Here is a 22178-nt window from a genome sequence, read left to right as displayed (position 1 = left end):
CTTCCATTAATAAGGGAATCCCCATCTTGCACTACTACCATAGTAGGCAATCCAGTCTGAAAGCTTGGTATCTTTTACAATACCAATGTTCTCTCTTATAATCCCATTTCCAACATAAATACCAACATGGCCATATTTTTTACCTGCCTCAGTATGGTTATGAGTAGGTACAGCTACCATCATACCTGGCCTAAGAGCTGATAAGTCACTGCTGTTACAGTACCAATAATATTGGTCATTTGCATTTCCTCCTGGTCTTGGAAAACCAGCATTTACATAGACATTGCTTACCCAGGCTGCACAATAACCACCTCCTGCAGTAGGTGTCCTATAGGCTGCTAATACAAGAGCCTTTTCCTTATCTGATAAATCAGGATTATTTACAAGTTCACCAATTATAGTGCTATCTGGAATAACAGGAGTAATACCACTACCACCAAAATACTCCTCCATATTTCCCCCTGTTTCAAGAAGACCTTCATAATGGGCAAGATTTTCATCATAGCCTGCAAATTCTTCCCTTGCAACTGTATCTAGCTCCTTTTTAGTAACTGTTACCTTTAGGATATACCAGTCATAAGGCTCCATTACACAATACATATCTTCTCCACTTCCATAACAAACCTGCCTATATCTGGTTTCAACAATAGTTTCATAATCAACCTTATACATCTTGTTAAATAGGTTTTGCAATTCGCCACTTAGACTAGATACATAGGTAATCTCTCCATGTTTGGCAGTAATGAAGCTTAAAAGCTCATGGATGTCATGTCCTACATCGGTATCTCCCCCTACTCGGTACTCATCATAACCTGGATAATAGCTTTCTATATTGGCAAGTTCATCCGCTAATTCATACTCAAGCTTAGTAAACTCACTATTTATATCTGCTAAAGTCTCTTCACCTGACAAATATGTGGTACTCATAATTTGGCTAGTTACAGATGATATTCCAGCTAGAAAAAAGGTTGAAACCTGGCTCAAGGTCATAAAACCTATAATGGCTATAGCAAGAAGAATAAGGATTCTTCTAATATTTCTTCTTATTAGTTGGGAAGTTCCTTTAAGAATATTCTCCATTCCCTTTTTAAGCCTCTCCTTGAAGCCTATTGCGATATTATGCTCTTCATATATTTTCTTTTTCATCTGCCTTCTTTTAAGCAGTTTCTTATAGGCAGTCTTTTTTTGAAAATCTTTTTGATCCTTAAGACCCTTGATTTCAGTCCTGTATTCAGCCCTTGCAAGGTTCTTCTCGTGCTTAATTTCCAGTTTTCTTTCAAGTTTTACAGGGTTTCTTCTTTGCCTTTGAAGCTTGTTTTGGGCCTGTCTTGTCATGCTTGCACCAAGATAAAGACCCTTTTGGCTTGCATCAACTGCAACATTTTCATCACTTCCTGACCTTAAATACTCAGATGCCATATAGCTGGTTCCTGAAATTCCTCCTACTAACCTGCCTAATTTGTCGTACTTGGGCTTATTATAAAGTTTACTAAGCTTTTTATCTTCTTGGATTAGCTTGCTTTTTCTTTTTCTATATTGCTTTTCTGCCCTTCCACTAAGCCCTTTAGCTTGGCTTGAAACTTTTTCTTTTTTTTCATCTGCCCCAGGTCCTTTAAGGTCTTTAATATCATCCGTAGTTAACTTTCCATTCTTGTTTTTTACTTCTTTTTGCTTGCTATAAATAATTTTCTTTTTTAAGTGACCCTTAGCTTGTCCTTGGGAATAAGGTTTCAAATTTCCTGAATCAGATTTATGGTCGCTATAGTCTTCTTCATGGCTTTCTCCCCCTGATTCATCTAAGGCACTAGTAACCTTTGCTTCCTCTTTAAATAAGGATTCTTCATTTGTATTTTTTTCTAGCTTTTCAATTCTAATATCCTTGTTCTTCAGATTTACTTTTTGTTTTTTCTTATTAACTAGATCTTTATTGCTAGATTCAAAAACCTCTAAAAGCTTGTAATCACCCTTTTCCCCTTCCTTGCTCTTATAGGTTTTAATATTTTCCTTCTTAGTTTCCTCACCTGTTTTTAGCCTTAATTTACTCTCCTTTTTTATAATTGAATCTTGGAATTTATCTTTCTCATGAACCCTCTTATCAAGATAGTTACTAATCTTCTTCCTATTACCAATATCAAGCTTTCTATTTTCTCTTATGGAGCCTTTTGTTTCCTTACTATCTGTAGTTAATTTACTGACCGCCTCATCTTTTAAAAGTTCTTTACTCTCTTTTTCAGTAAATTTATGCTTACTTTCCCTTATGGTAGACTCAATCTTTCTTTCTTTTAACTCCTCTAGATTTTTATTATTTATTTTAAGCTTGGTCGGAATAATAGATTCTGTTTTGTATTTCTCATCAGCTAAATCCTCTATACGATTTGGCTCCATAGGGATTTTATAATCTTCTTTTGACATATGCTTTTCTATTTGTTTTTGGGATGAGGAAAGCCCACCTTTTTTAGCAGTGGGCTTAAGCTCTTTATCAAAATTATCTAGCTTAGATTCTTTTTTTATTATGCTTTCCTGAAATCTTTCACCTTCCTTGGTTCTTTTATCCTGATAATCCTTTTCCTTTTTTCGATTAGCTATATCAAAGTTTTTTCTCCTTTTTCCTTTATTCTTATCCTTCATTTTCTTCCACTTCCTCTGGTTTGGTGGTCATCTTCTGATACAGGATAGTATCTTTAGGGAACTTGTCAACAAAGGGAACTATAGTATTTCCAAAGAATAAAAGCCCCTCTCCTGCATTAGAATTTGTTACATAGTTTAATTGAAAAGGAGAAATTTTAAGTTTCTTGGCTAGGATTTCCCTGTCTCCAGAAGCTTGATTAAGCATAAGGACAAAGTCTGTATTATCAAAGATATTTTCAATTTCAGCACTTCCTAATAAATCTTTTACGTTTTGAGTTATACCTGTTGGAACTCCTCCCCACTTTCTAAATCTTTTCCATATTTCAACTGAATATTGGGCAGTCTGCTGGTCCTTTAAAAGTAGGTGAAACTCATCAATATAGTATCTTGTTGCCCTATTTGATCCCCTGTTTGAAGAAACCTTGTTCCATACCTGGTCTTGTATAACTAACATTCCTATTTTCTTTAGTTGGTTTCCCAATTCCTTAATATCAAAGCATATAAGCTTTTTATTAAGGTCTACATTACTTCTATTATTAAATACGTTTAAAGAACCAGTAACATAGATTTCCATTTCTGTAGCTAGCTTTCTTCCTACACTTTCTTCTTGCTCCTGTAGAAGCTTATAAAGGTCGCTTAGTATAGGCATATTTTCAGGTTTAGGGTCTGCAAAATAATCCTTGTATATCTTAGGTAGACACCTATCTATTACAGACTTTTCAGCTGCAGTTAGACCACTACCCCCTACTACAAGTTCAAGCATACTCATTATAAAATTTGCCTTATCCTTTAATGGTGCGTCTCCATCTCCATAGTTCATATTAATATCAAGAGGGTTTAGATAGTCTTTAGACTTAGCTGAAATTTTAATAACCTCTCCATTAAATTGTTTTACAAGGTTTCCATACTCACCCTCTGGATCTGTAATAATCACATCATCATCTGTAACCAAAATCGCATTTGCCATTTCCCTTTTGGCTGCAAAGGATTTTCCAGACCCTGGTGTTCCTAGAATAAGTCCATTTGGATTTTTTAGTTTCTTCCTATCTGCCATTATAAGATTATGTGAAAGAGAATTAAGCCCATAATACAAGCTTGTATTTGAACCCATAAAAAGTTCTTCTGTTGTAAAAGGCATAAATACAGCAGTTGATGAAGATGTTAATTGTCTTTTTATTTCAACCTCATTCACTCCTAAAGGAAGAACTGACATATAACCTTGCTCTTGCTGATGGTCTAGTCTTTTTAAGGCACAGTTATTACGGTTACATATGGAAGAAATTTGGGCTATAGTAGTATCTAGCTTTTCCTTACTTTTACTTAAATTCATAATGGTAAAGGTTACATGGAACATTCTCTCATCCCTAGATTGAAGGTCAGTCAAAAGATTTTTTATATCACTTCCATATACATTAAGGTCTGATGGTATAATATCCATATCATAGCCAGCTCTTACAGCCTTTTTTTGTTCTTCTATCATCATCTTTTGAAGGTCTGTATTCTTTCTCTTTACCATCTTAATAGCATCTACCTGATCTATGGCATGAATATGAAGGCTTACATACATATTATCTTCAATAGAAAGAATTTCCGATAAAAACCTATCTGAAAGCTCACTTGCTAAAATCTGAAAATGACTTAGGGCACAGATATAATTCCCCATCTGCATATATTTAGGATTTATGAACTTGAATGTACTAGGCATTATAAGTTTTCTTGTGTCCCTATTTTCAAGCCCTTGTCCATCATAATCAAAGCTATTATCAGGATTTAGCATATCGTGAAGTAGTTTAAGTCTTTCAAGACCTACTAAGGTTTCAGCCCTTACCCCCATACTTTTTAAATTTGATAGGACATCTATCTCTATCCTCTCAAGAACAGATTTGGCTTGGTCATAGGTGTCTGCCCTTGTACTTACAACAACATACTTTGACTTTTTAAGACCATTGTTCCCCTTTGAAAGCTGGTCCTTAAGCATTCCCCTAAATTCTTTTCTTATCTCATCAAAACCATCCCCCTTACCTGGTATAGTAATTGCATTTTCCATTTCCTTAATTCTTCCTACCTGATTAACAAAGCTTAGTTGAAGCTCTGTTGTTGAATCAAAGGAATTTAAAAAGCCTGCAAATTGATTAAAGATAAGATCCCTATCTTCCTCAAGTGCAAGCTGATAATTTATATCCTCATATTTTATAACTTTATTGTACTTTCCCTCACCGATATAACATATACCATTCCTATACATCCTCTTATAGGGAATGGTATCTTCTATGGTATATCTTTTCTTTTCCTTCTTTAAGAAATCAAGAAATGAAGAGCTTTTCTTCTGACTAGACTTAATATTTCTTGTTTCCTTAGCTACTTTTTTTAGCTCTTTTTCCTTTTTTTGAAGTTTTTCTTCCTGTCTTTTTCTTTTTTCTAAATTTCTTTGCTGAATCTGATTTTTTCCCATTTATGTTTTGCTCCTCCTTCCTCATTTCTATAAATCTCTCCTTACTAACCCTAACTTTAGGTTGGTGTCTTTCATGAAGATATATATATTTAAGGTATTTCTCACTTGAAAGCCCATCCTTCTCATAAAAGACCACAAAGAAAATAGGGATAGTTAGTACAATCATTAAAAAGACAGCTAGATCATTACCAAGAACATTTCTCGTTTTTAGATATGTTGGAATACCAATAATACCTGCCACCCCAAACCCTATTAGCTGCCTTTTGGTCAGATTAAAAGCTACTTTTGTTTTAACATTGGTTAAATCTTTGGGTATCTGAACATAAGCCAATCTCTATCACCTCACTATTCCATTAGCTTTTTTATTCTTCTTCAATCTCATCTATGCTTTCTTCCAATTCATCAGGGTTGATATTTAATATTTTTGAACTTTCACCTACACCTTTTTTATTTTTCTTAAGTCTATCAAGTTCTGCAAGGTGGCTATAGATAGTAGCAATTTCATCTTCAATTTCATAAAATCTTTCATCAAAGTCTTCATAGTCATCTATTCTCATTTTTATTAAACTATTATGAGCCTTAGCAATTTCCTTCATAGACCTATTTAAACTCCATGTCTTTTCTTCAAGATCTTCTAAAAAATCCTCTGTATGATTAATTCTTTGTGTAAGCTCACCTAATTTCTTTCTACTTTTTACTTCAGAAACAAGAAGACCTGCCCCTGTAAGTGCCAAACCTATTATTAATCTTTTCTTTTTAAATTCCAAATTATATTCCTCCTATATTTTTAATGAGCATTCATTATGCTTTTTGCAATTGTTCCACTCTTTAACATCATAATTCCAAGAAGTACCGTATATCCAAGAACTCCGAATATGCTGGCATGAATATCTGTGGTTACATGAATCGTTTTTACAAGTACCGCATATATTCCAAGGCATATCATAAGAAACAATCCCTGAAGCCCTAGTGCAAATAATCCTTTGATATAATTTGTTCCAATCTGACCCCATTCTTTATTTCCCATAGTTGCAAATGGAATTGCTGATACTGAGCTATACAAGCAAATTTCAATCATTCTTCCATAAGTTATTACGGTAATTATGATTGATACAACCTGGATTGAAAGCTTCACCAGTGAAGTATCCATTGCTATCAGTATCAGATTCCATAAGCTTTCATCTTTTAGATGATCTATCATTGCGGCCACATCCATAGCATCAAGGGATGCATTTGTATTTATCACGCCCGCCGCCTTAGTTACTAGTGTCTGTGATACATCAAATACTGCCATCGAGAAAGTGAAAGCATTACTTACAAACCATACTGCTATCCACATCTTGATAATGTATTTAAAGAAATCAAATGTATCTGTATCAGAGTGCATATTATTTTTCTCCATGACCATGTTTATGAGTTCTATGCACAAGACGGCGGTTATGATAATTCCCGCTATAGGGATAACTACAGTATCGTTAATATTCTTTACAAAGCTGAACACTTCTGCATTCCAGCTACTTGGTGTTTTCCCGACTTCTGTAGCTACAAGACTTACATTCTCATTTATATCTAAGAACATTGCTTCAAGGTTTGCTTGGATAATTCCGATGAAAATCTCCTGAAAAAATTCAGTTATTTTGTCGAAAAGTCCAAACATATTTTATCTACCTCTTTCTTAATTAAGTGTATTTGCAAGTAAAGGTATAAGTTTCATTCCAATAAGAACAATACCTCCGCCTGCCATTAGCTGCTTGATCCCTTGTGATTTTGCTCCAGGGTTATCATTTCCATAACCCTCCATAAGGTTAATTACTCCCCATGCCCCTAAACCTGCACCAATTGCAGTAACTAAAGTTTTTAAAACTGCTATTCCTTCTGTAAAAAATGCCATATTATTTTTCCTCCTTATTTTCTTTTTCAATTTTATTCATATGTTTTACTATAAAATTCTTATATAGCTTGTCATTATTTCTTCTTTCCCTAATATAACCAAAGACATGGACAAGATCTCCAGCCTTTAGTTCCTTTGCTACTTCTGACCATTCACCATAAGCTGCACAGTTTGTATAGTGCCTTTTCCCATTCTTCTTTTCTACAAGGGAGAAATTTGTTACATTGATAGTTTCACCATCCCAGTCAAAAGAAGCTGTTTTTACCTCTCCTACTAGATTAGCTGTTACATTTTTCATATCTCTTTCTTTAAAATTTGCCATATTCTAATTCTAGCCTCCTCTTTTCTTTTTTGAAATAAAAAAAGCGACTGGACTTGTTTCTTATCCAATCGCTATAAATCAAATTTATTAACTTTGTTACTTTCTTTTTTGAAGGGCTTCTCACCTTAACCTTCATATCTTCACCTACAATCTTGTTATTATAGAATCTTTATTGAGCTTGGCCTTACCTTGTTTCTTCATATATTCTTCAATATCGAAGAAGTTTCTATCATCATAATCTTCAAGATGCTTATAATTTTTATGCTTGGTAATATCAAACTTCTCTGATAGAAATGGTCTTACACCTCTTAGTTGCATAATGCACTTGCTTCCATCCATTACAAAGAGTTCATCTTTAGTCATAAGTTCCTTGCCAGTTTTCTGATAGTTAAGCCCAAAAGACTTTTGATTACTTCTTGTTTCTGATGTATTGAATAGGTCAATAGTTTCCTTGCCTAAGGTTTCTGAAATCTCTTTTAAAGTACCATTCTCCTTTCCTCCTAAAAATAATGTGGTATCACAGTTACCAATAATAGTATCTGCATTATCTTTATATATGGCCTTTAGTTGTGATTGTGCTTGTAGAACTATGCAAGCACTTATTTCCCTAGAACGAATTGTCGCTATAAGCTTTTCAAATTTAGGGATTAGGCCAATATTTGCAAACTCATCAAGGAGACATCTAACATGAACAGGAAGTCTTCCGCCATAGACATCATCTGCCTTATCACAAAGTAGATTAAACATCTGAGAATAGAGAAGTGATACTACAAAATTAAAGGTATCATCTGTATCTGAAATGATGACGAATAAGGCTGTTTTTCTATCTCCTAGGGTATCAAGTTCCATTTCATCTTCACTCATTAGCTCTCTAAGTTCCTTAATATCAAAAGGAGCTAATCTTGCACCACAAGAAATTAAAATAGATTTTGCAGTTTTTCCTGCCGCTAGTTTATACTTGCGATATTGCTTAACTGCAAAATGGTCTGGATCCTTTTCTTCCAAGGCTTCAAACATATAATCTATTGCATTTTTAAAGTTTTCATCCTCCTCTCTAACCTCACTTGCATCTATCATGGCTAGTAGGGTTGTAAAGTTTTGTTCCTCCTTTGGAGTTTCATAAAATATATATCCTATAAGGGCTGTATAATAAAGTCTTTCAGCCTTTACCCAAAAATCCTCTCCTGCCTTTTCACCATCCCCCTTTGTATTTGCTATAATTGTCTGAACCAGCTTTAGAATATCTTTTTCACTTCTTAGGTAGGCAAAGGGATTATATTTCATGCTCTTATTAAAATTAATTGTATTAAGAGATTTTATTTCATAACCATTCACCTCTAACATTTTGCCACATTCATGAAGAAGACTTCCTTTAGGATCAGTTACTACATAACTTGAGTGTAGTTGCATCAAATTAGGTTTTACAAAGAATCTCGTCTTTCCAGAACCTGACCCACCAATTACAAGTACATTTTTATTTCTTGCATACTTAGGAATCTTTGGTCTACTATTCATGGTAATTCTTTCTGTTTCAGTTAGTAGAAGATTATTTCCAAAATCATCATCCATATATGGAGAAATATCCTTGGCATTACCCCATCTTGCAGAGCCATATTCAGTACCCTGCCTAAATTTCTTTGCATTTTTACCCTTGCTATATAAAATAAGTTTCACTATTCCAGCTAGGACAAGACCTACAAGCAAGTCCCTCGGATAAAAACTTGGAATATAGGTCATAGTTTCTATTTCCATGACCGCCTGGAATATACGGTCTATTAAGTCACCTCCTATATATGAATTTATATGGTGAGAGAGAATATCTCCTAAATAGAAAAATGCAAGATAGGGCATGTTCTTTTTAATAAATTCCTTCCCATCTTGCACATCAAATAAATCCTTTATGTCCTTTTTAATTTTTTCTACTATGCTCACAACCTCACCTCCTTAAGCCAGAGATTTCTTATCTTTCCTCACCTTTTTCTTTTATTTGACTATCTTTTTTTATAGTGTTATTATTAATAACTTTTTCTTTATATTCACTAAGAAGTGCAATAGTTGATTTCTTCTTTTTATTCAACTGCTTGTCTGAAAATCTTATAGGCTTTCCTTCAAGAATAAATTCAGATATATTAAGGAAATTCAAATCTTCATCATGGGGAATAATTTTAAAGACAGCATGGATAAAATGGCTTTCTCCCCCCAGCTTATAGGTCTGTCCATATACAGAAAGATTAAGAAATCCCTCATCATCTATAAGAAAATCTACTCCATTTTTAAAATCAGCAAGCTCTGCCAGCTCATATATATCCCATAGATTTATATTAATAACTTGCAAATCTTTATTTCTATGGCCTATATCCTGGTACTTATGAAGGACTACACAATCATAGTTATCTAGCTTTCTTAATTCCCCTAGAATCTTATTTATTTCTTCATTATGTTTAACTAAATCTCTTTCATCACAATTTATACAACTTTTCTTATTAAGCATTATCATCCAAGACCACCTCCTTCTAGATTTCTCCCATCTCTTTAAATAAGGAGAAAAGATATGCTCTTCCCTCAGGTCTAACTACTGTATAGACTCCGGGTTGTCCATTATATTTATTGATATAATCTTTTAATTTAAAGTAATCAGCTGCAGTTGAGTAATATCTTAGTTTCCCTTTTTGATTTCTATAAAGATAACCCCTATCAATGAGTATATTTATAAATCTATTTTGAGAAACTCCTAATTCTTTTGCAGTATCCCTAAGGCATATACAGTCACCTAAATCCATAAACTTATCAAAGAATTCTCCCTTGGGAATAAGACCTTCTAATTCTTCTGTCCTAGCTTCTATTTGTCTTAAGGCTACAAGATAGCCCCTTGCTAAAAGTTCTTGATCATTCATTTCCTCCTGTCCTGAAAAATATCCACCATGCTTTCTAATTGAAGGTAGAACTTCACTTGTTACCCAGTTTTTAAATCTTATGGCACTTTCAAGTTTACTTCCAAAAATCAGTGCATACATTCCAGACTCATTTATTACTATCAAATTCCTTCCTTGACCTGATACGGTAAAACACCGTTTCAGCTTATCTTCCTCATATACATGACTTGCAATCGCATCACTTGGTCTTTTGTATCCTAGAGCCTGGGCTATATCCATTCCTACAAACCATGGTTCATTATCTATAAGCATTGTCCTAACCTGTCCAAATTCAAAACTTTCAAATGTTTTTATTTTATTCATCTCTTTCACCTATCTTTCACCTAGAAGTAACTCTCTAGTTTTATTTAATTTTAATTTTCCTATTTCTCTTCTTATGTCCTCTCCTGCAATTTTTACTGGAATACACATCTCCCTAATTCTTGAATATATCCTTTCTTTATCAATATCATTACTTCCACTCATGATTACACCTAAGGGAATATTTGTTGAAATAATAGTGGGTTTCTTTGCTTCATATCTGGTATTGATAATCTGATAGACCATTTCATTTATATATTCTGTATTTCTTTCAATTCCAAAATCATCAAGAATGAGAAGTGGTACACTGCATAAGAGCCTGTAATATTCATTTTTATCTATATCAAAGCCACGCTTTTCAATATCATTTATTATCTGAGGGATATTTCTCATCTTCACCCTTATCTGGTATTCTTCAATAATTTTATTAGCAATACAAGCTGCTAAATATGTCTTTCCTGTTCCAACATTCCCATGAAATATAAGTCCATTATTATTTTTCGCAAGTTCTTTAAAGTTCTTAACAAAATTCTTTGCTATAATAACTTCCTGTCTTTCAGGCTCTATAATCTTTTCAAAACTATAGCTTATTAGATTTCTGCTAGTAGCAAAACATTCTTCTTTAAGCCTTCTGATGTGGTTTGCTATTTCTTCTTCCTTTCTCTTAGCCTCTGTTTCCCTATCACATCTACAATTTCGACTAAATATTATTTTTTTACTACCAAGACAAGCAAGGGGTTCTGAATCTATTTGTTCACCACATTGTCTACAATAAACATGGCCATCTCTTTCATGAGCCCTATTTGCATTAAAAGAAAATCCTACTCCATCAATTTCAATTATTTTTATTTTATCTTCCATTTTATCTACCTCTCTAATCATTTAAGTTCCATTCACTTTCATAGTCCGAGGGATCTCCCGTATAAGATTCCTCCCTCCTAAGCTTTCCTTCGCTCTTATCTTTTAAATACCAGGTCATAATTGTTGAAGCATGGTCTTTATAGGTTTTTCCTGTACTTTGCATATAGGCTGATAATCTTTCAATATAATCATTAAGATTAGGGATTTTATCTTCTAGTTTCATTTCTTCTTCATTAGAAATAATTACATTTAAGAAGGTTCCTTTTTTATCCTTCTCACTAAAATCAATATAACTATTATCAATCTTATTATTCTCTATATAGTTAGGTTGTCTTTTTGATAAGTCTAGACTTTCCTTTTTTGCCACTCTTGAATTATCAAAATCACCATTCTTGACTTGTCCTTTTGACAAGTCTTGATTTTCCCTTTTGATTGATCTAAGCTCTTCATTTCTAAAAATACTCATAAAATCTTTGACATAAATTTTAGTAGGATTACCCTGGCCTGCCCTCTTTTTTGTAATAAGACCAATCTTCTCAAGATCTTTAATAAGTTTTACTGCCTTTTTAATACCACAAGCAAGTTGTGCGGCTGTTTCCTCAACAGTAAAGTAGATATAAACCCTTCCATTTTCATCTACCCAGTTATTCTTATAAGATAAGGTACTCCTTGACAGATACATGGAATAAAGCACCTTAGCATCTATTGATAGGCTTTTAAACGTTTCATCTTCAATAAGAACTATAGGTAAGCGGATAAACCTAAAGCTTTCAGCGTCTCTCCCATAGAAATAATCAAAATCCATTCACTTCACCTCATCTCAATAAAAAAAGACATCTAAAATTTCTCTTAAATGCCTCTCTCCTTATCTTTCTTGTTGCTGGTGTTTTTCTTTCACCTTGTCTTTAACTACTGTATTTTTCACTTTCACCTTAAACTTATTTAAAATATCCCTTGTTGAATTTCTCTTATTTTCTTTCTTTTCATATCTTTCTATAGCTTTTTTAAAGGCTAGATCCATAGCCTTAGTATCTTTTGCCTGGAAGAATACAGAGTATAGTCCTGCCTCCTTATTCTTCATTACAGAAAACCTTACTCCATATCGGTTAAGTTGTTTTTTAAGTTCCTTGACTTCACCTTTTTGTAGTTCAATATTTTCAAGCTGACCTTTTTTAACCATATCCTTAAGTCTCCTTGAATTAGTCTTCCTTTTCTCACTAAGATAGTCAGCAAGTGGTTGGCTTTTTTCAGCTGCATCTTCCATAATCTTTTTAATTGCCTTAAAGATTGCTTTTGCTGAATACTCTGCAACCTTAATCTCAATATTTATAGCCTTATTATTGACTTCGTCATTTACCATGCAGGTAACCTCCTTTCTAGGGAAATAAAAAAAACGGCCCAGACTTTTATATCTGAACCACTAAGATTTATTAAAAGATTTCATGTATTGTTATAATATTAATTATTAACTAGCTCCTCTTTAAATATTTTTGTTAAATGATTTAATGAGTAGTTTACACGATTTGGTTTAAGCCAATCATCTAAAAACATAATAAGCTCTTCCTAAGATCTTAAAGCATCCTCTGCTATAGCATATATATAAAACCTTATTTAGTATCCATAGTTATATACTACCACCATTTCTTGTTTTACGTATTGATGTTTATCCCATGGTTCATTTTTTTGTACATATGGTGAAAACCTTTATAGATATAGGTTTTATCCATATTTAACTGATAATTGCACTTAAGCTCCTTTCAAATTTCACTTTGTTTCTGAAATAAATATCTCAGTCCTTCTTTGCTACTATCATTATCATTATTTCTAATATCATTAGTTATAGACTCACCATTATATATATCATAACCATAAGGCTCAGTAATAAAAATACCTTTCCCATTTGAGTAGGAAAGCAATTCTGACTGATAGGACTTCGATGTATCAACAGGTATCTTTCCACTTAAAGTTGTCTCCTCTCCCTTGGCTATTATATCTTCAATAGAAGCCCTCATCTTTCTAAGATCACTCATAACCCTTCCGCAGAAATCATTTGGAACTTGAACTGTATATTTTAAATAAGGTTCTAATATTTCAGTTCCTGCTTTTCGAAGAGCTTCCCAAAATACATATGGTGTTAAATTCCTAAAGTCAGAGGGGGTACTTACTGGGCTATAGTATAATCCGTAGTCAAAAGTTACCTTTAAGTCTGTAACTTCCCATCCATAAAGCCCTTCTTTACAAGCCTTCTCTACAGCATCTTTTACTGCATTTTGAAATGAATTATTTAAATATCCATAGGACACCTCTGTCTTATATAATAATCCTGACCCTATTGGTAGTGGTTCTATTGACAGTCCAATAGATGCCCAATAAGGATTTGGTGGAACCTCTATATGGATTACTGCTTTAGAGTTTCTCTTAGGTCGTTCTTTATATATTGTTTTCAATTCACCAAATTTAGCATCTATTTTGTATCTGTTTTTAAGTAGTGATTCTATTATTTCCATTTGAATATTTCCAAATAGTTTCAATATGATTTCTCCAGTATCTCCGTTAATTTCACAATCTAGAAATGGATCTTCTTCAGTTAATTCAAATAACGCTCCTATCAGTTTACTTCTTTTACTTAAATCATAAGGTTTAATTGATGCCCTCAATGCTGGTTGGGCTATCTTTATATCTAGAACCCTATCATATTTCTCACCAATAAAATCACCTATTTTAAGAGAATTAGCATTAGAAATAATAGCAATATCCCCGCTATTAACCTGATCTACCTTTACAATTTCTCCATTCATAATTGATTCCAGACTTTTTATTTTAAAGGTTTCCTCTGTGTCATTTATGGGAACTTCTTGACGTGTCTTTATATTCCCACTGAATACTCTTAAGAAAGTAATCTTACGCGATTCTTCATCCCTATCTATCTTATAAACATACGCAGATAGGTTATCTGTAATATTATCATTATTTACAGGAAGATAGTTTGTAATAGCAAATAGCAACTCATCAATCCCAATATCTTTTAAAGCAGAACCATGCAAAACAGGATAAAGATTGCAACTATTTACCTCATCCAGAAATACATTATCATACTCTTTTTCTGTAATGACATCGCCATTTATATATTTTTCTGCTAGATAATCATTTATATCCAGTAACTTCTCTATTATTTGACTTTGAATTACTTTATCATCCCTTACATTTGTCAATTCAAAATCACCTTTATCTTTTATTTTAACTGATTGCATTATTGCAAGATTAGGAGTTAATTTCCTCTTTATCTGAGTATATATTTCATCTAAACATACTCCCTTTCTGTCTATTTTATTCACAAATATGAGTGTTGGAATATTTAATTTCGCCAAAGTATTAAAAATTATTTTGGTTTGAACTTGAATTCCTTCTTTCGCCGAAATTACTAAAACAGCTCCATCTAACACTCTCAGGGTTCGTTCGACTTCAGCTATAAAATCCATATGTCCGGGGGTATCTATGATATTAACCTTTGTATCATTGTAATTAAATGAAACTGTAGATGCTCGTATAGTTATCCCCCTATCTCTTTCCAGTTCCATTGAATCTGTTATTGTTGTACCATTATCGACCCTTCCTATTTTATTAATTGCACCACTTTTATACAATAAACCTTCTGTAACAGTTGTTTTTCCTGCATCAACATGTGCTAAGATTCCTATATTAATAATTTTCATTTTATACCTCCATAATTATATAAAAATCCCCTGTGATAAAATACTCTCTTCACAGGGGAACTTATTTTTTATATAACTGCTTAAAGTAAATATAACATACATAATTAGATACAACACCATGGTTTTATATCTATAACCTAATTAATGCTATATAATACATAAAAATATAAATTTATTATTATGAGAATATTTCTAAATAAAAGTACAATTAATAAGCCATACAAATATTATTTTGCACGGAAAATGTACTTGTTCTATTTTATTAATAGTTATTTAAAAATACTATGCCTCATATGATAAAACTCCTTTAATTAATACTACATATTATAATATTTGTTTTTATTATATTTGTCAAGGAAGATTTGATCCCTTAACGCATTTAACTTGTCATATTACTAATAACTCGTAGAGATTTTTATAGGAATTCATCTTTACATGATATATTCAAATCTTAATTTTCCAGATTAGATGATGTTGACCCTCTGCCCAATAATTCTCTAGGAAATATTCAGGTTCACCAAACCTTTTTCTCCATATTTTCTGTGCATTGGAATATCCACTATCCATACAAAACTCTTTGATTCCTTTACATTGTAATTCTTGAATCATAGCATTCAATAGTAAATTACCTATACCCTGTCCTTGGTAATCTGGTCTTACAAAAACTGTACCTATTTCATAAAGGTTCTTATATTTTCCATGTGTACAACTATTAATTAGGTCACTGGCAGGTCCATATTCTATTGTACCTACTATACAGCCCTCATATTCTGCTATTAGGAAACATCTAAGTTCTCCATTGCTCTTTAGATCATTTTCTAAATATTGCTTCTTAGATTCAATTTCTTCCTCTAAATCTTCTACCATTTCTTCGATACCTTCCTTGATAAAGGTATCGACCACTACAATTTTAAAAAATTTAACTAATCGGTCTTTGTCATCTTCAGTTGGTCTTCTAATCCTAATGTGCATCAATTAAATCTCGCCCCTTTAATCACTCTATACTTAGTCTCTTAATAGCCTGCTCTACATCAGATGTGAAAAAAATATTTTTTCCTTTATTACATTCATAAATAAAATCTTTCAAACTCTTACTTGTATATATAGAGAAATCTCCCACGATCATGACAAATCTTGTTTCAACCATGGTGCATACTCTGTTTTCTCATATCCATAAGACCTCCCTAGATAAGAACAACGGCCTTCCTCACAAGTAACCGTCACATTTACTGTATAAGGTTCGGGTAGTATTGGACTTTGTTTTGTTATGTAAACTCATCCACTTTATTTCACCCTGATGTGGCTTCTGTTCGCCAGTTCGGGATTTTGCCTCTAGTTTCCTTCAGATTCCATGTCGCTGTGGATAAATTTACTTTTAGCTAAAGGTTCCTACCAAATAGCTTTTACCATCAAGTTGTTGCCCATGTTGGGCACACAAATAAAAAGGAGTAGCAAATGCTATCCCTTTTTTCAACAATCGCGCCCTTTTGTTAAATTAAATTATTATTGAACAATTAACATAAACTGGTAGAATCTTACGTATGTATTCAAGTTGCTAAGTCACGACCACCTTTGTAGGGAAAAGAGAATAACGGCAGTGAGAGATCCACCCAGAATTGCTGCTCCATGTATATCATGAAACACCAACAGAGTTATCACACCAATGAAACCACCTATACTAGATAGGGTGCCTAATAATTTTTCTGGATTTTTCCTTTTCATGATAATTCCTGTAAGAACCCCAACCATAATGAAGAGTCCTATTGATACATAGATTCTTCCACTTGCAAAACTGACAAGACCAACAACAATATAAAGACTTAACAAGAGAGAAAGTGGATTTGCTACCTTTTTCCTACTTATCAATGTAATAATATATAATCCACCTAATAGGCCACAAAGACCTACTGATGCTCCAGCGCCATATGGTTCCCATGCATAGCCTGCAATCTCGCCAATCAAACCTCCCGCTAAATAAAGAAAAAGAAAATCAATTTTTCCATATAATCGTTCAACTTCAATCCCGATTACTATAATACACACTATATTGAAAATGTACTGTCCCCAACCATCGGAATGGACAAGTAAGGGTGTTATAATCCTCCACCACTCTCCAGATGCCAATCTTTCGGGGTCACGACGAAGTATGTTCAATACTTCAGGTTGAAAAAATTGAAAAATTGTTACAATGGAGGTAATTAAAACAATGACCATTGTCAAGGACAAGAAAAACTTGTTGTTTTTTATTGTTTTACCGTACATATATCTTCACTCCATTAAATTACCCTAATTCCCGTATTAATCGCTTGAATGTGTAGTATGCTGGTTTCGGTGAGTAATCATCTCGCATAACCCCAAATTGATGGAATAGATCATCTATGGAACTATTAGCATCCCGGAGTCCGAAAAGTTCGAAATGTGAAATGTTAAGTTCACTTCGTAAACTGTAGACTGTACGTATCACTGTTTCGAGTACCTTTGATTGATGTTCATAAGACCTATCTAAATCAGAAATAGACTTTTTCCCAGTAGACCACCCGTTTTCAGTAATTCGTATAGGAACTGAATTTGGTATACCAGCCTTAACGAGATCCACTTCCCTTAAACTACGAAGTGTATGTTCCACGACAGAAGGCACTTCCTGTAAAGCGAGAGTTTGCTCACCAAACACGTCTACATAAAAATTATGTCCAATAAAATCAACATATTTAACAAATTTATCATTTCCTTCTTTAGTGAGATTCTCCCAAAAGTATGGAACTGATGCATCACCGCTTGGTACCGAACCAAATCCAATATTAATTGGGAGTTTAAGCTTTTGGGCTTGCTTTTTCGCTACAACCACTCCTTCTACCAATGCTTGAATAATATGCGGATTCGACCCCTCCATAAACGGTAAATTAGGTTCGTTGGTAATTTGAAGGGAGCCCAAATGTGAGCCAAAATCGTTTATTACTTTTTTAATAAAATTAAGCCAATGATCAAGTTCTATATCCGACCCTTGTTTCTTTGTCCAATCACCTAATACTATACACAAGTCTCCCAATAAACTATCATCGCGAAAAAATGCTATATTGGATAACATTTCAGATTCCCATTCTTTCGTATAAACAATGTACATTCTCGGAATTACCCTTTTTGCATCCCCTTGTAAATCCTTTAAAGCTAGTTGAATCTTATCAAAATCATCAATAGGTCCTTTAGCCAACCCAGAAGGTGTACCTACCGCACCTAATGGGTAAACTCCAAACGTTAAACTAGTTGGATTCATATACTCTACACTTCCTTTCAGATAATCAATTTCGATTACTTTAAATTCACCCAAGACAACAAATTATAATACCACAATCCACTCCGTTTGATGTGCAGCTCTAATTCCACAACTGCGCCTGATTGCTTAGTTATTATTCTTTATTTGATTGTCTGTATATAACCATTACCACATATAAAAAATTGAGGATGAATACTTTATATCTACGACATCAAAAGAATTACCATTTAAAAGATTATTTACTTTTCTGTCTAAGCCTGCCTCAGTCATCGCAGTAAAGGTTTTTACATTCATTTATCATTCTCCTAAAATTAATAATTTATTAAGTAATCTGTCCCATTTGTTGAACTAGTCTTTTATAAAATGGCTTTTACATTCCCAATTCCACATCTTTCATCATTCAATTCTGTAGCAATTTGATTAATCGCTATCAGGTCAAATGATTACGCATTGTAATAAATTCCCACATCTATATCAGAATCTTCTGTATGGGTGCCTCTTGCACATGAACCCCTAATATAATACCTCTCACGCAAGGCCAAGAAGATAATTTCTCTGTTACCATTTGAATAGCATTGTCTACCATACTAATACACCCCTTTAATATCAAAAGCTATAGTCCCTTTTATTGGTCCACTTACAATTTATCAGTACTAAAAATAAAATAATTATCGTTCCAGCATACCCTTTCATTAACACTTCCAGTGCCTCCAGGCTAGGTATATCAAGAAAATTACTTGGTTCATCCATTAATAATATATTATAACTACCCATAAGCTTTTTGGCCAGCATTAATTTAATAATTTCGCCCCCACTTAAACAGATGGTTTTTTGTTAATATCCCCATCTTTAATTCCCATGGAAGTGAGTAATGAGCGGTTTTTGGAAATATTGTAATCACAATCCTCCTGTATAAATTCCATAACCTTTCGATTATGGTTATATTTATACCCATTTTAGGAAAATTAGCCTACTTCTGCCTTAGGGGATATTGATATACCATCTTCATGGTTTAATATCATTTCGATTAGAGTTGTTTTCCAGTACCATTTTCTCCAGTTAGTGCCACATTTGCCCCGATAGGAATTTGGAAGGAGGCTTTTTTAAATAGCACATTATCCCCAAAGTTCCTATTCCCTTCTTCTCCAATAATAGGGTAGGGATTATGAAGTTCAAATGCCTTGCTCTGTTTAAAACGAATAGCGCTGACGTTTTCTAGAGCTTTTATTTCCCCCAAACCTTCAATTCTCTGCTCAATGGACTTAGCAGCATTATGCAATGTTTCTTGCTTGTTTCCTATAGTTTTCTGATGGAATATTTATTTTACTGGCTTCTACCATTCCCTTCCCTAAAAGGATGTGCAACATTCATTTCTACATATTTTTCAATAATACTATCAAAATCGGACCCTGGCATCTTTTCAATAACTTCCAGGTTAGATTCTAAAAATCCAACAGGAGCAAAACGAAAATTACCTTTTGATAAATTAACTGTCCTTATTTTTCTTGCACAATCAAATACATCTTGAAATATATAATGATGAATTTGTTGCACTCCCTTAAATGTTCCTACTTCAAAGGTATCTATTATCCCGTCATCAAAAAGTTCATAAGCTCTTTTTTGTTAATTCTGTATTTTCCCACATAAATCATACCTCCTTTTCATATAACATATCTCTTGTTCCATATTCCCCCTGTTATTCTATAAACTCTTTTGGGATTATGCCTTCTGAAAATCTTACTCTTTTATGTAAGAAGTTATCAGCTTTTAACTATTAAAATTATCACTAAACCCAAAAGATTTGTTGCACATTTTTCTATATCCACGACGCAGTTTATAAACTACACGCTTCTTTAATTATAATATATTTTCATCTTTTAGTTCTTTTATTGCCTTTTTCACGGCTGTTTTTATTACAAAATATAGGATTATTGCTGGTATTCCTAGGTATAAAGGTAATGAAATAAAAAGTGAAGGTAAAACATTAATCATATGAGTTCACTCCTTTAATTTCAATTAAGTTCGCTTAATACTACATATACGTAATTATTATTATTATTTTAAATGTAATTATACTAACTAATTGTCAACTATTAAAGAACTAATATTCTTGCCCCCTCTCATACATTGCTTACAGCAATCAACTTTAATTACTCTAAGCAATACACAAAATATATTTATTTAAAGTTCCTGAAACCCTTGGTTTCATAACATTAACTGCACCCATCACTATTATGACACGTTCCCCTGTAGGAGCAATGATTGAAAATACTTCCTTATTATAATTCTTAGAGATATTCTCCTGAACCCTTTTTAAAATGCTGTTTCTCATATTATTAATTTCGTTTTTTTCTTTATCCGAAAACTCGTCCTCTCTTATCTTATTGAGCTCGGAATATCCGACAAACTTTTGTTCAAATGGCTTAACTTTTGATGCACTTACTTTGTCAGAAGCAATTAACGTGGAAAAAATTTGTTGATGAATCCAATACGCATCTTTTTCATCATATAATAATAGGATTTTCTTACGTAAAAGTATTAATGTTTTTTCAATTGAATCTTCATCATCCATAAAAGCCTTAAAATCTTCTCCAAATCCTAATGATTTATATTCATTATAAATATCCGTATAATTTTCTTTAATATTTTGTTTTTGCTTATTCAAAATTTGAAGTTTCCAATACATGTCATCGGATTTATTTATTTTATTTTCGTGATATGACATTGGAAGATACTTTTCAAAATTTTTCACTCTGCTGTGATGAGACAAAACCGCATTATAAGCAATAAGGGGAAGAACTCCCTTCCCCATACCCCGGTTAAACATAACATATGCCGTAAAAACAGCCGATATGTGAGCATGATTCCCTTCCGGTTTTTCTCCTTTCTCCCTTTTAAAAAGTCTGTCTTGAAAATATGTCGTATACTTGCCAAAGTCATGACCGCAAGCAACGATTTCATTTATTTCAGAGTATTCCTTATTCCCATAAATCAGCGAATATTCCTTTACCTGAGATAAATGTACGATAAGTTTCATATCAGGATGAGAATAAAATTCCATATTATCACCTTCACATAAATAATATATTTTCAGATTTATATGGTTCATCACTGGCCTTTACAACATAATAATCATTTTTCAATTTGAAGTCTATTTCAATTCCCCTATGATCAAATATATAGGTACCGCTTTTTTTTATTTCCCTGTTCTCATCAAAGTCCCTAGGCATACGTTCCTTTACAAGCTGATAGTTTTCAATCTTTATATTCTCTATCTCCTCTGACGGAACAACGGAACTTATCGGCACATATTCATTACTTTTTTCGGAATACATTTCACATCTTCGTACATTTTCAACATCCCCTTGAAAAAATACGGTTCCCAGACACGGAGGATAAACGAATTTATTCTTTATAAGCCGTTCCTGAAGCTCTTCCATAAAACCTTCTTCGGAAGCAGCATATATTCTGTAAGATACTATACTGTCATCATTACAACCTGTGATAATTTCAAAAGGAATTTGAGTATGCTCGTCGGGAAAACAAAGCTGCGATGCAGACGTAGCCTTAATATAATTCAAAGTTTGAGTAAGGCTTCGGGTAGGTCCGTTTTTCTTTACAGCAACATGAAGTTTATTAGACGACAGTACTTTATAATAGCTGTCCCTCTCATAGCCCAAAATGGAAGCAATGAGACCTTCCACCGTAGTACGGGGAGGCAATGAATAAGACAAAGAGGATGAATTGGTATAAAATTTTCTGAAATGAGCAAATCTCCCTTCTATGTTAAACACTACACCTTTCATA

General features: G+C 33.2%; 25 protein-coding genes. All 25 read right to left on the bottom strand.

Annotation, left to right across the window (positions count from 1 at the left end):
* Window positions 1-6 precede the first annotated feature (6 nt).
* The gene (locus PP176A_RS00455; protein ID WP_071138475.1) at window positions 7-2628 is read right to left on the bottom strand and encodes a CD1108 family mobile element protein; all 2622 of its coding nucleotides are present in this window, start codon (window positions 2626-2628) and stop codon (window positions 7-9) included.
* Window positions 2618-5080, bottom strand: a complete 2463-nt coding sequence (locus PP176A_RS00450) for a VirB4-like conjugal transfer ATPase, CD1110 family (protein WP_071138474.1) — start codon at window positions 5078-5080, stop codon at window positions 2618-2620. The genes PP176A_RS00455 and PP176A_RS00450 overlap by 11 nt, the downstream gene beginning before the upstream one ends.
* Entirely contained in the window at window positions 4983-5411 is a 429-nt protein-coding gene (locus PP176A_RS00445; protein ID WP_071138473.1) for a PrgI family protein, read from the bottom strand. The genes PP176A_RS00450 and PP176A_RS00445 overlap by 98 nt, the downstream gene beginning before the upstream one ends.
* A gap of 31 nt (window positions 5412-5442) precedes the next feature.
* Complete coding sequence (locus PP176A_RS00440; protein WP_025642405.1) at window positions 5443-5847, bottom strand: hypothetical protein; 405 nt, start codon at window positions 5845-5847, stop codon at window positions 5443-5445.
* Window positions 5848-5867: 20 nt separating this feature from the next.
* Window positions 5868-6737, bottom strand: a complete 870-nt coding sequence (locus PP176A_RS00435; protein WP_025642403.1) for a VirB6/TrbL-like conjugal transfer protein, CD1112 family — start codon at window positions 6735-6737, stop codon at window positions 5868-5870.
* Window positions 6738-6755: 18 nt separating this feature from the next.
* Complete coding sequence (locus PP176A_RS00430; protein WP_018579567.1) at window positions 6756-6971, bottom strand: Maff2 family mobile element protein; 216 nt, start codon at window positions 6969-6971, stop codon at window positions 6756-6758.
* 1 nt (window position 6972) lies between these two features.
* Complete coding sequence (locus PP176A_RS00425) at window positions 6973-7293, bottom strand: single-stranded DNA-binding protein (RefSeq protein WP_025642399.1); 321 nt, start codon at window positions 7291-7293, stop codon at window positions 6973-6975.
* A gap of 144 nt (window positions 7294-7437) precedes the next feature.
* Entirely contained in the window at window positions 7438-9219 is a 1782-nt protein-coding gene (locus PP176A_RS00420; RefSeq protein ID WP_025642397.1) for a VirD4-like conjugal transfer protein, CD1115 family, read from the bottom strand.
* A gap of 34 nt (window positions 9220-9253) precedes the next feature.
* Window positions 9254-9790, bottom strand: coding sequence for a hypothetical protein (locus PP176A_RS00415; protein WP_025642395.1), 537 nt, complete (start codon window positions 9788-9790; stop codon window positions 9254-9256).
* 16 nt (window positions 9791-9806) lie between these two features.
* Window positions 9807-10529: a BRO family protein gene (locus PP176A_RS00410; protein ID WP_025642393.1), complete on the bottom strand. Its 723-nt coding sequence runs from the start codon at window positions 10527-10529 to the stop codon at window positions 9807-9809.
* Between the two features lie 9 nt (window positions 10530-10538).
* Window positions 10539-11387 (bottom strand): ATP-binding protein, encoded by an 849-nt coding sequence (locus PP176A_RS00405; RefSeq protein ID WP_051403574.1) that lies wholly within the window; start codon window positions 11385-11387, stop codon window positions 10539-10541.
* A 13-nt stretch (window positions 11388-11400) separates the two neighbouring features.
* Entirely contained in the window at window positions 11401-12192 is a 792-nt protein-coding gene (locus PP176A_RS00400; RefSeq protein ID WP_025642390.1) for a replication initiator protein A, read from the bottom strand.
* A gap of 60 nt (window positions 12193-12252) precedes the next feature.
* On the bottom strand, window positions 12253-12747 hold the full coding sequence (locus tag PP176A_RS00395; protein WP_025642388.1) for a PcfB family protein: 495 nt from the start codon (window positions 12745-12747) through the stop codon (window positions 12253-12255).
* Window positions 12748-13144: 397 nt separating this feature from the next.
* Window positions 13145-15100, bottom strand: coding sequence for a tetracycline resistance ribosomal protection protein (gene tet / locus PP176A_RS00390; RefSeq protein ID WP_025642386.1), 1956 nt, complete (start codon window positions 15098-15100; stop codon window positions 13145-13147).
* A gap of 444 nt (window positions 15101-15544) precedes the next feature.
* Window positions 15545-15967 carry a GNAT family N-acetyltransferase gene (locus PP176A_RS00385; RefSeq protein ID WP_200795926.1) on the bottom strand — a complete coding sequence of 141 codons (423 nt, stop codon included), beginning with the start codon at window positions 15965-15967 and terminating at the stop codon, window positions 15545-15547.
* Window positions 15968-16094: 127 nt separating this feature from the next.
* A complete protein-coding gene (locus PP176A_RS16695; protein WP_369800228.1) occupies window positions 16095-16226 on the bottom strand; it encodes a DUF4180 domain-containing protein in 132 nt (43 codons plus the stop codon).
* Between the two features lie 434 nt (window positions 16227-16660).
* Window positions 16661-17362, bottom strand: a complete 702-nt coding sequence (locus PP176A_RS00380; RefSeq protein WP_025642384.1) for a rhomboid family intramembrane serine protease — start codon at window positions 17360-17362, stop codon at window positions 16661-16663.
* A 19-nt stretch (window positions 17363-17381) separates the two neighbouring features.
* Window positions 17382-18371, bottom strand: a complete 990-nt coding sequence (locus tag PP176A_RS00375; protein ID WP_025642383.1) for a hypothetical protein — start codon at window positions 18369-18371, stop codon at window positions 17382-17384.
* Between the two features lie 165 nt (window positions 18372-18536).
* Window positions 18537-18665, bottom strand: a complete 129-nt coding sequence (locus PP176A_RS16565) for a hypothetical protein (protein ID WP_255371037.1) — start codon at window positions 18663-18665, stop codon at window positions 18537-18539.
* 149 nt (window positions 18666-18814) lie between these two features.
* Window positions 18815-18907: a nucleotidyltransferase domain-containing protein gene (locus PP176A_RS16790; RefSeq protein ID WP_425329678.1), complete on the bottom strand. Its 93-nt coding sequence runs from the start codon at window positions 18905-18907 to the stop codon at window positions 18815-18817.
* 491 nt (window positions 18908-19398) lie between these two features.
* Window positions 19399-19608, bottom strand: a complete 210-nt coding sequence (locus tag PP176A_RS16785) for a hypothetical protein (protein WP_025642379.1) — start codon at window positions 19606-19608, stop codon at window positions 19399-19401.
* A gap of 86 nt (window positions 19609-19694) precedes the next feature.
* On the bottom strand, window positions 19695-19925 hold the full coding sequence (locus PP176A_RS00360; RefSeq protein WP_425329677.1) for a Fic family protein: 231 nt from the start codon (window positions 19923-19925) through the stop codon (window positions 19695-19697).
* 303 nt (window positions 19926-20228) lie between these two features.
* The gene (locus PP176A_RS16560) at window positions 20229-20363 is read right to left on the bottom strand and encodes a hypothetical protein (RefSeq protein ID WP_255371036.1); all 135 of its coding nucleotides are present in this window, start codon (window positions 20361-20363) and stop codon (window positions 20229-20231) included.
* A 163-nt stretch (window positions 20364-20526) separates the two neighbouring features.
* The gene (locus PP176A_RS16135; protein ID WP_159429016.1) at window positions 20527-21432 is read right to left on the bottom strand and encodes a CRISPR-associated endonuclease Cas3''; all 906 of its coding nucleotides are present in this window, start codon (window positions 21430-21432) and stop codon (window positions 20527-20529) included.
* A 10-nt stretch (window positions 21433-21442) separates the two neighbouring features.
* Window positions 21443-22177 (bottom strand): type I-B CRISPR-associated protein Cas5b, encoded by a 735-nt coding sequence (gene cas5b, locus PP176A_RS00350; protein ID WP_071138471.1) that lies wholly within the window; start codon window positions 22175-22177, stop codon window positions 21443-21445.
* Window position 22178 lies beyond the last annotated feature (1 nt).

It is taken from the genome of Sporanaerobacter sp. PP17-6a (genome assembly GCF_900095615.1).
Taxonomy (GTDB): Bacteria; Bacillota; Clostridia; order Tissierellales; family Acidilutibacteraceae; genus Acidilutibacter; species Acidilutibacter cellobiosedens.
Note: the sequence above shows the minus strand (reverse complement) of the source record. Positions and strands in the feature narration are given on the sequence as shown.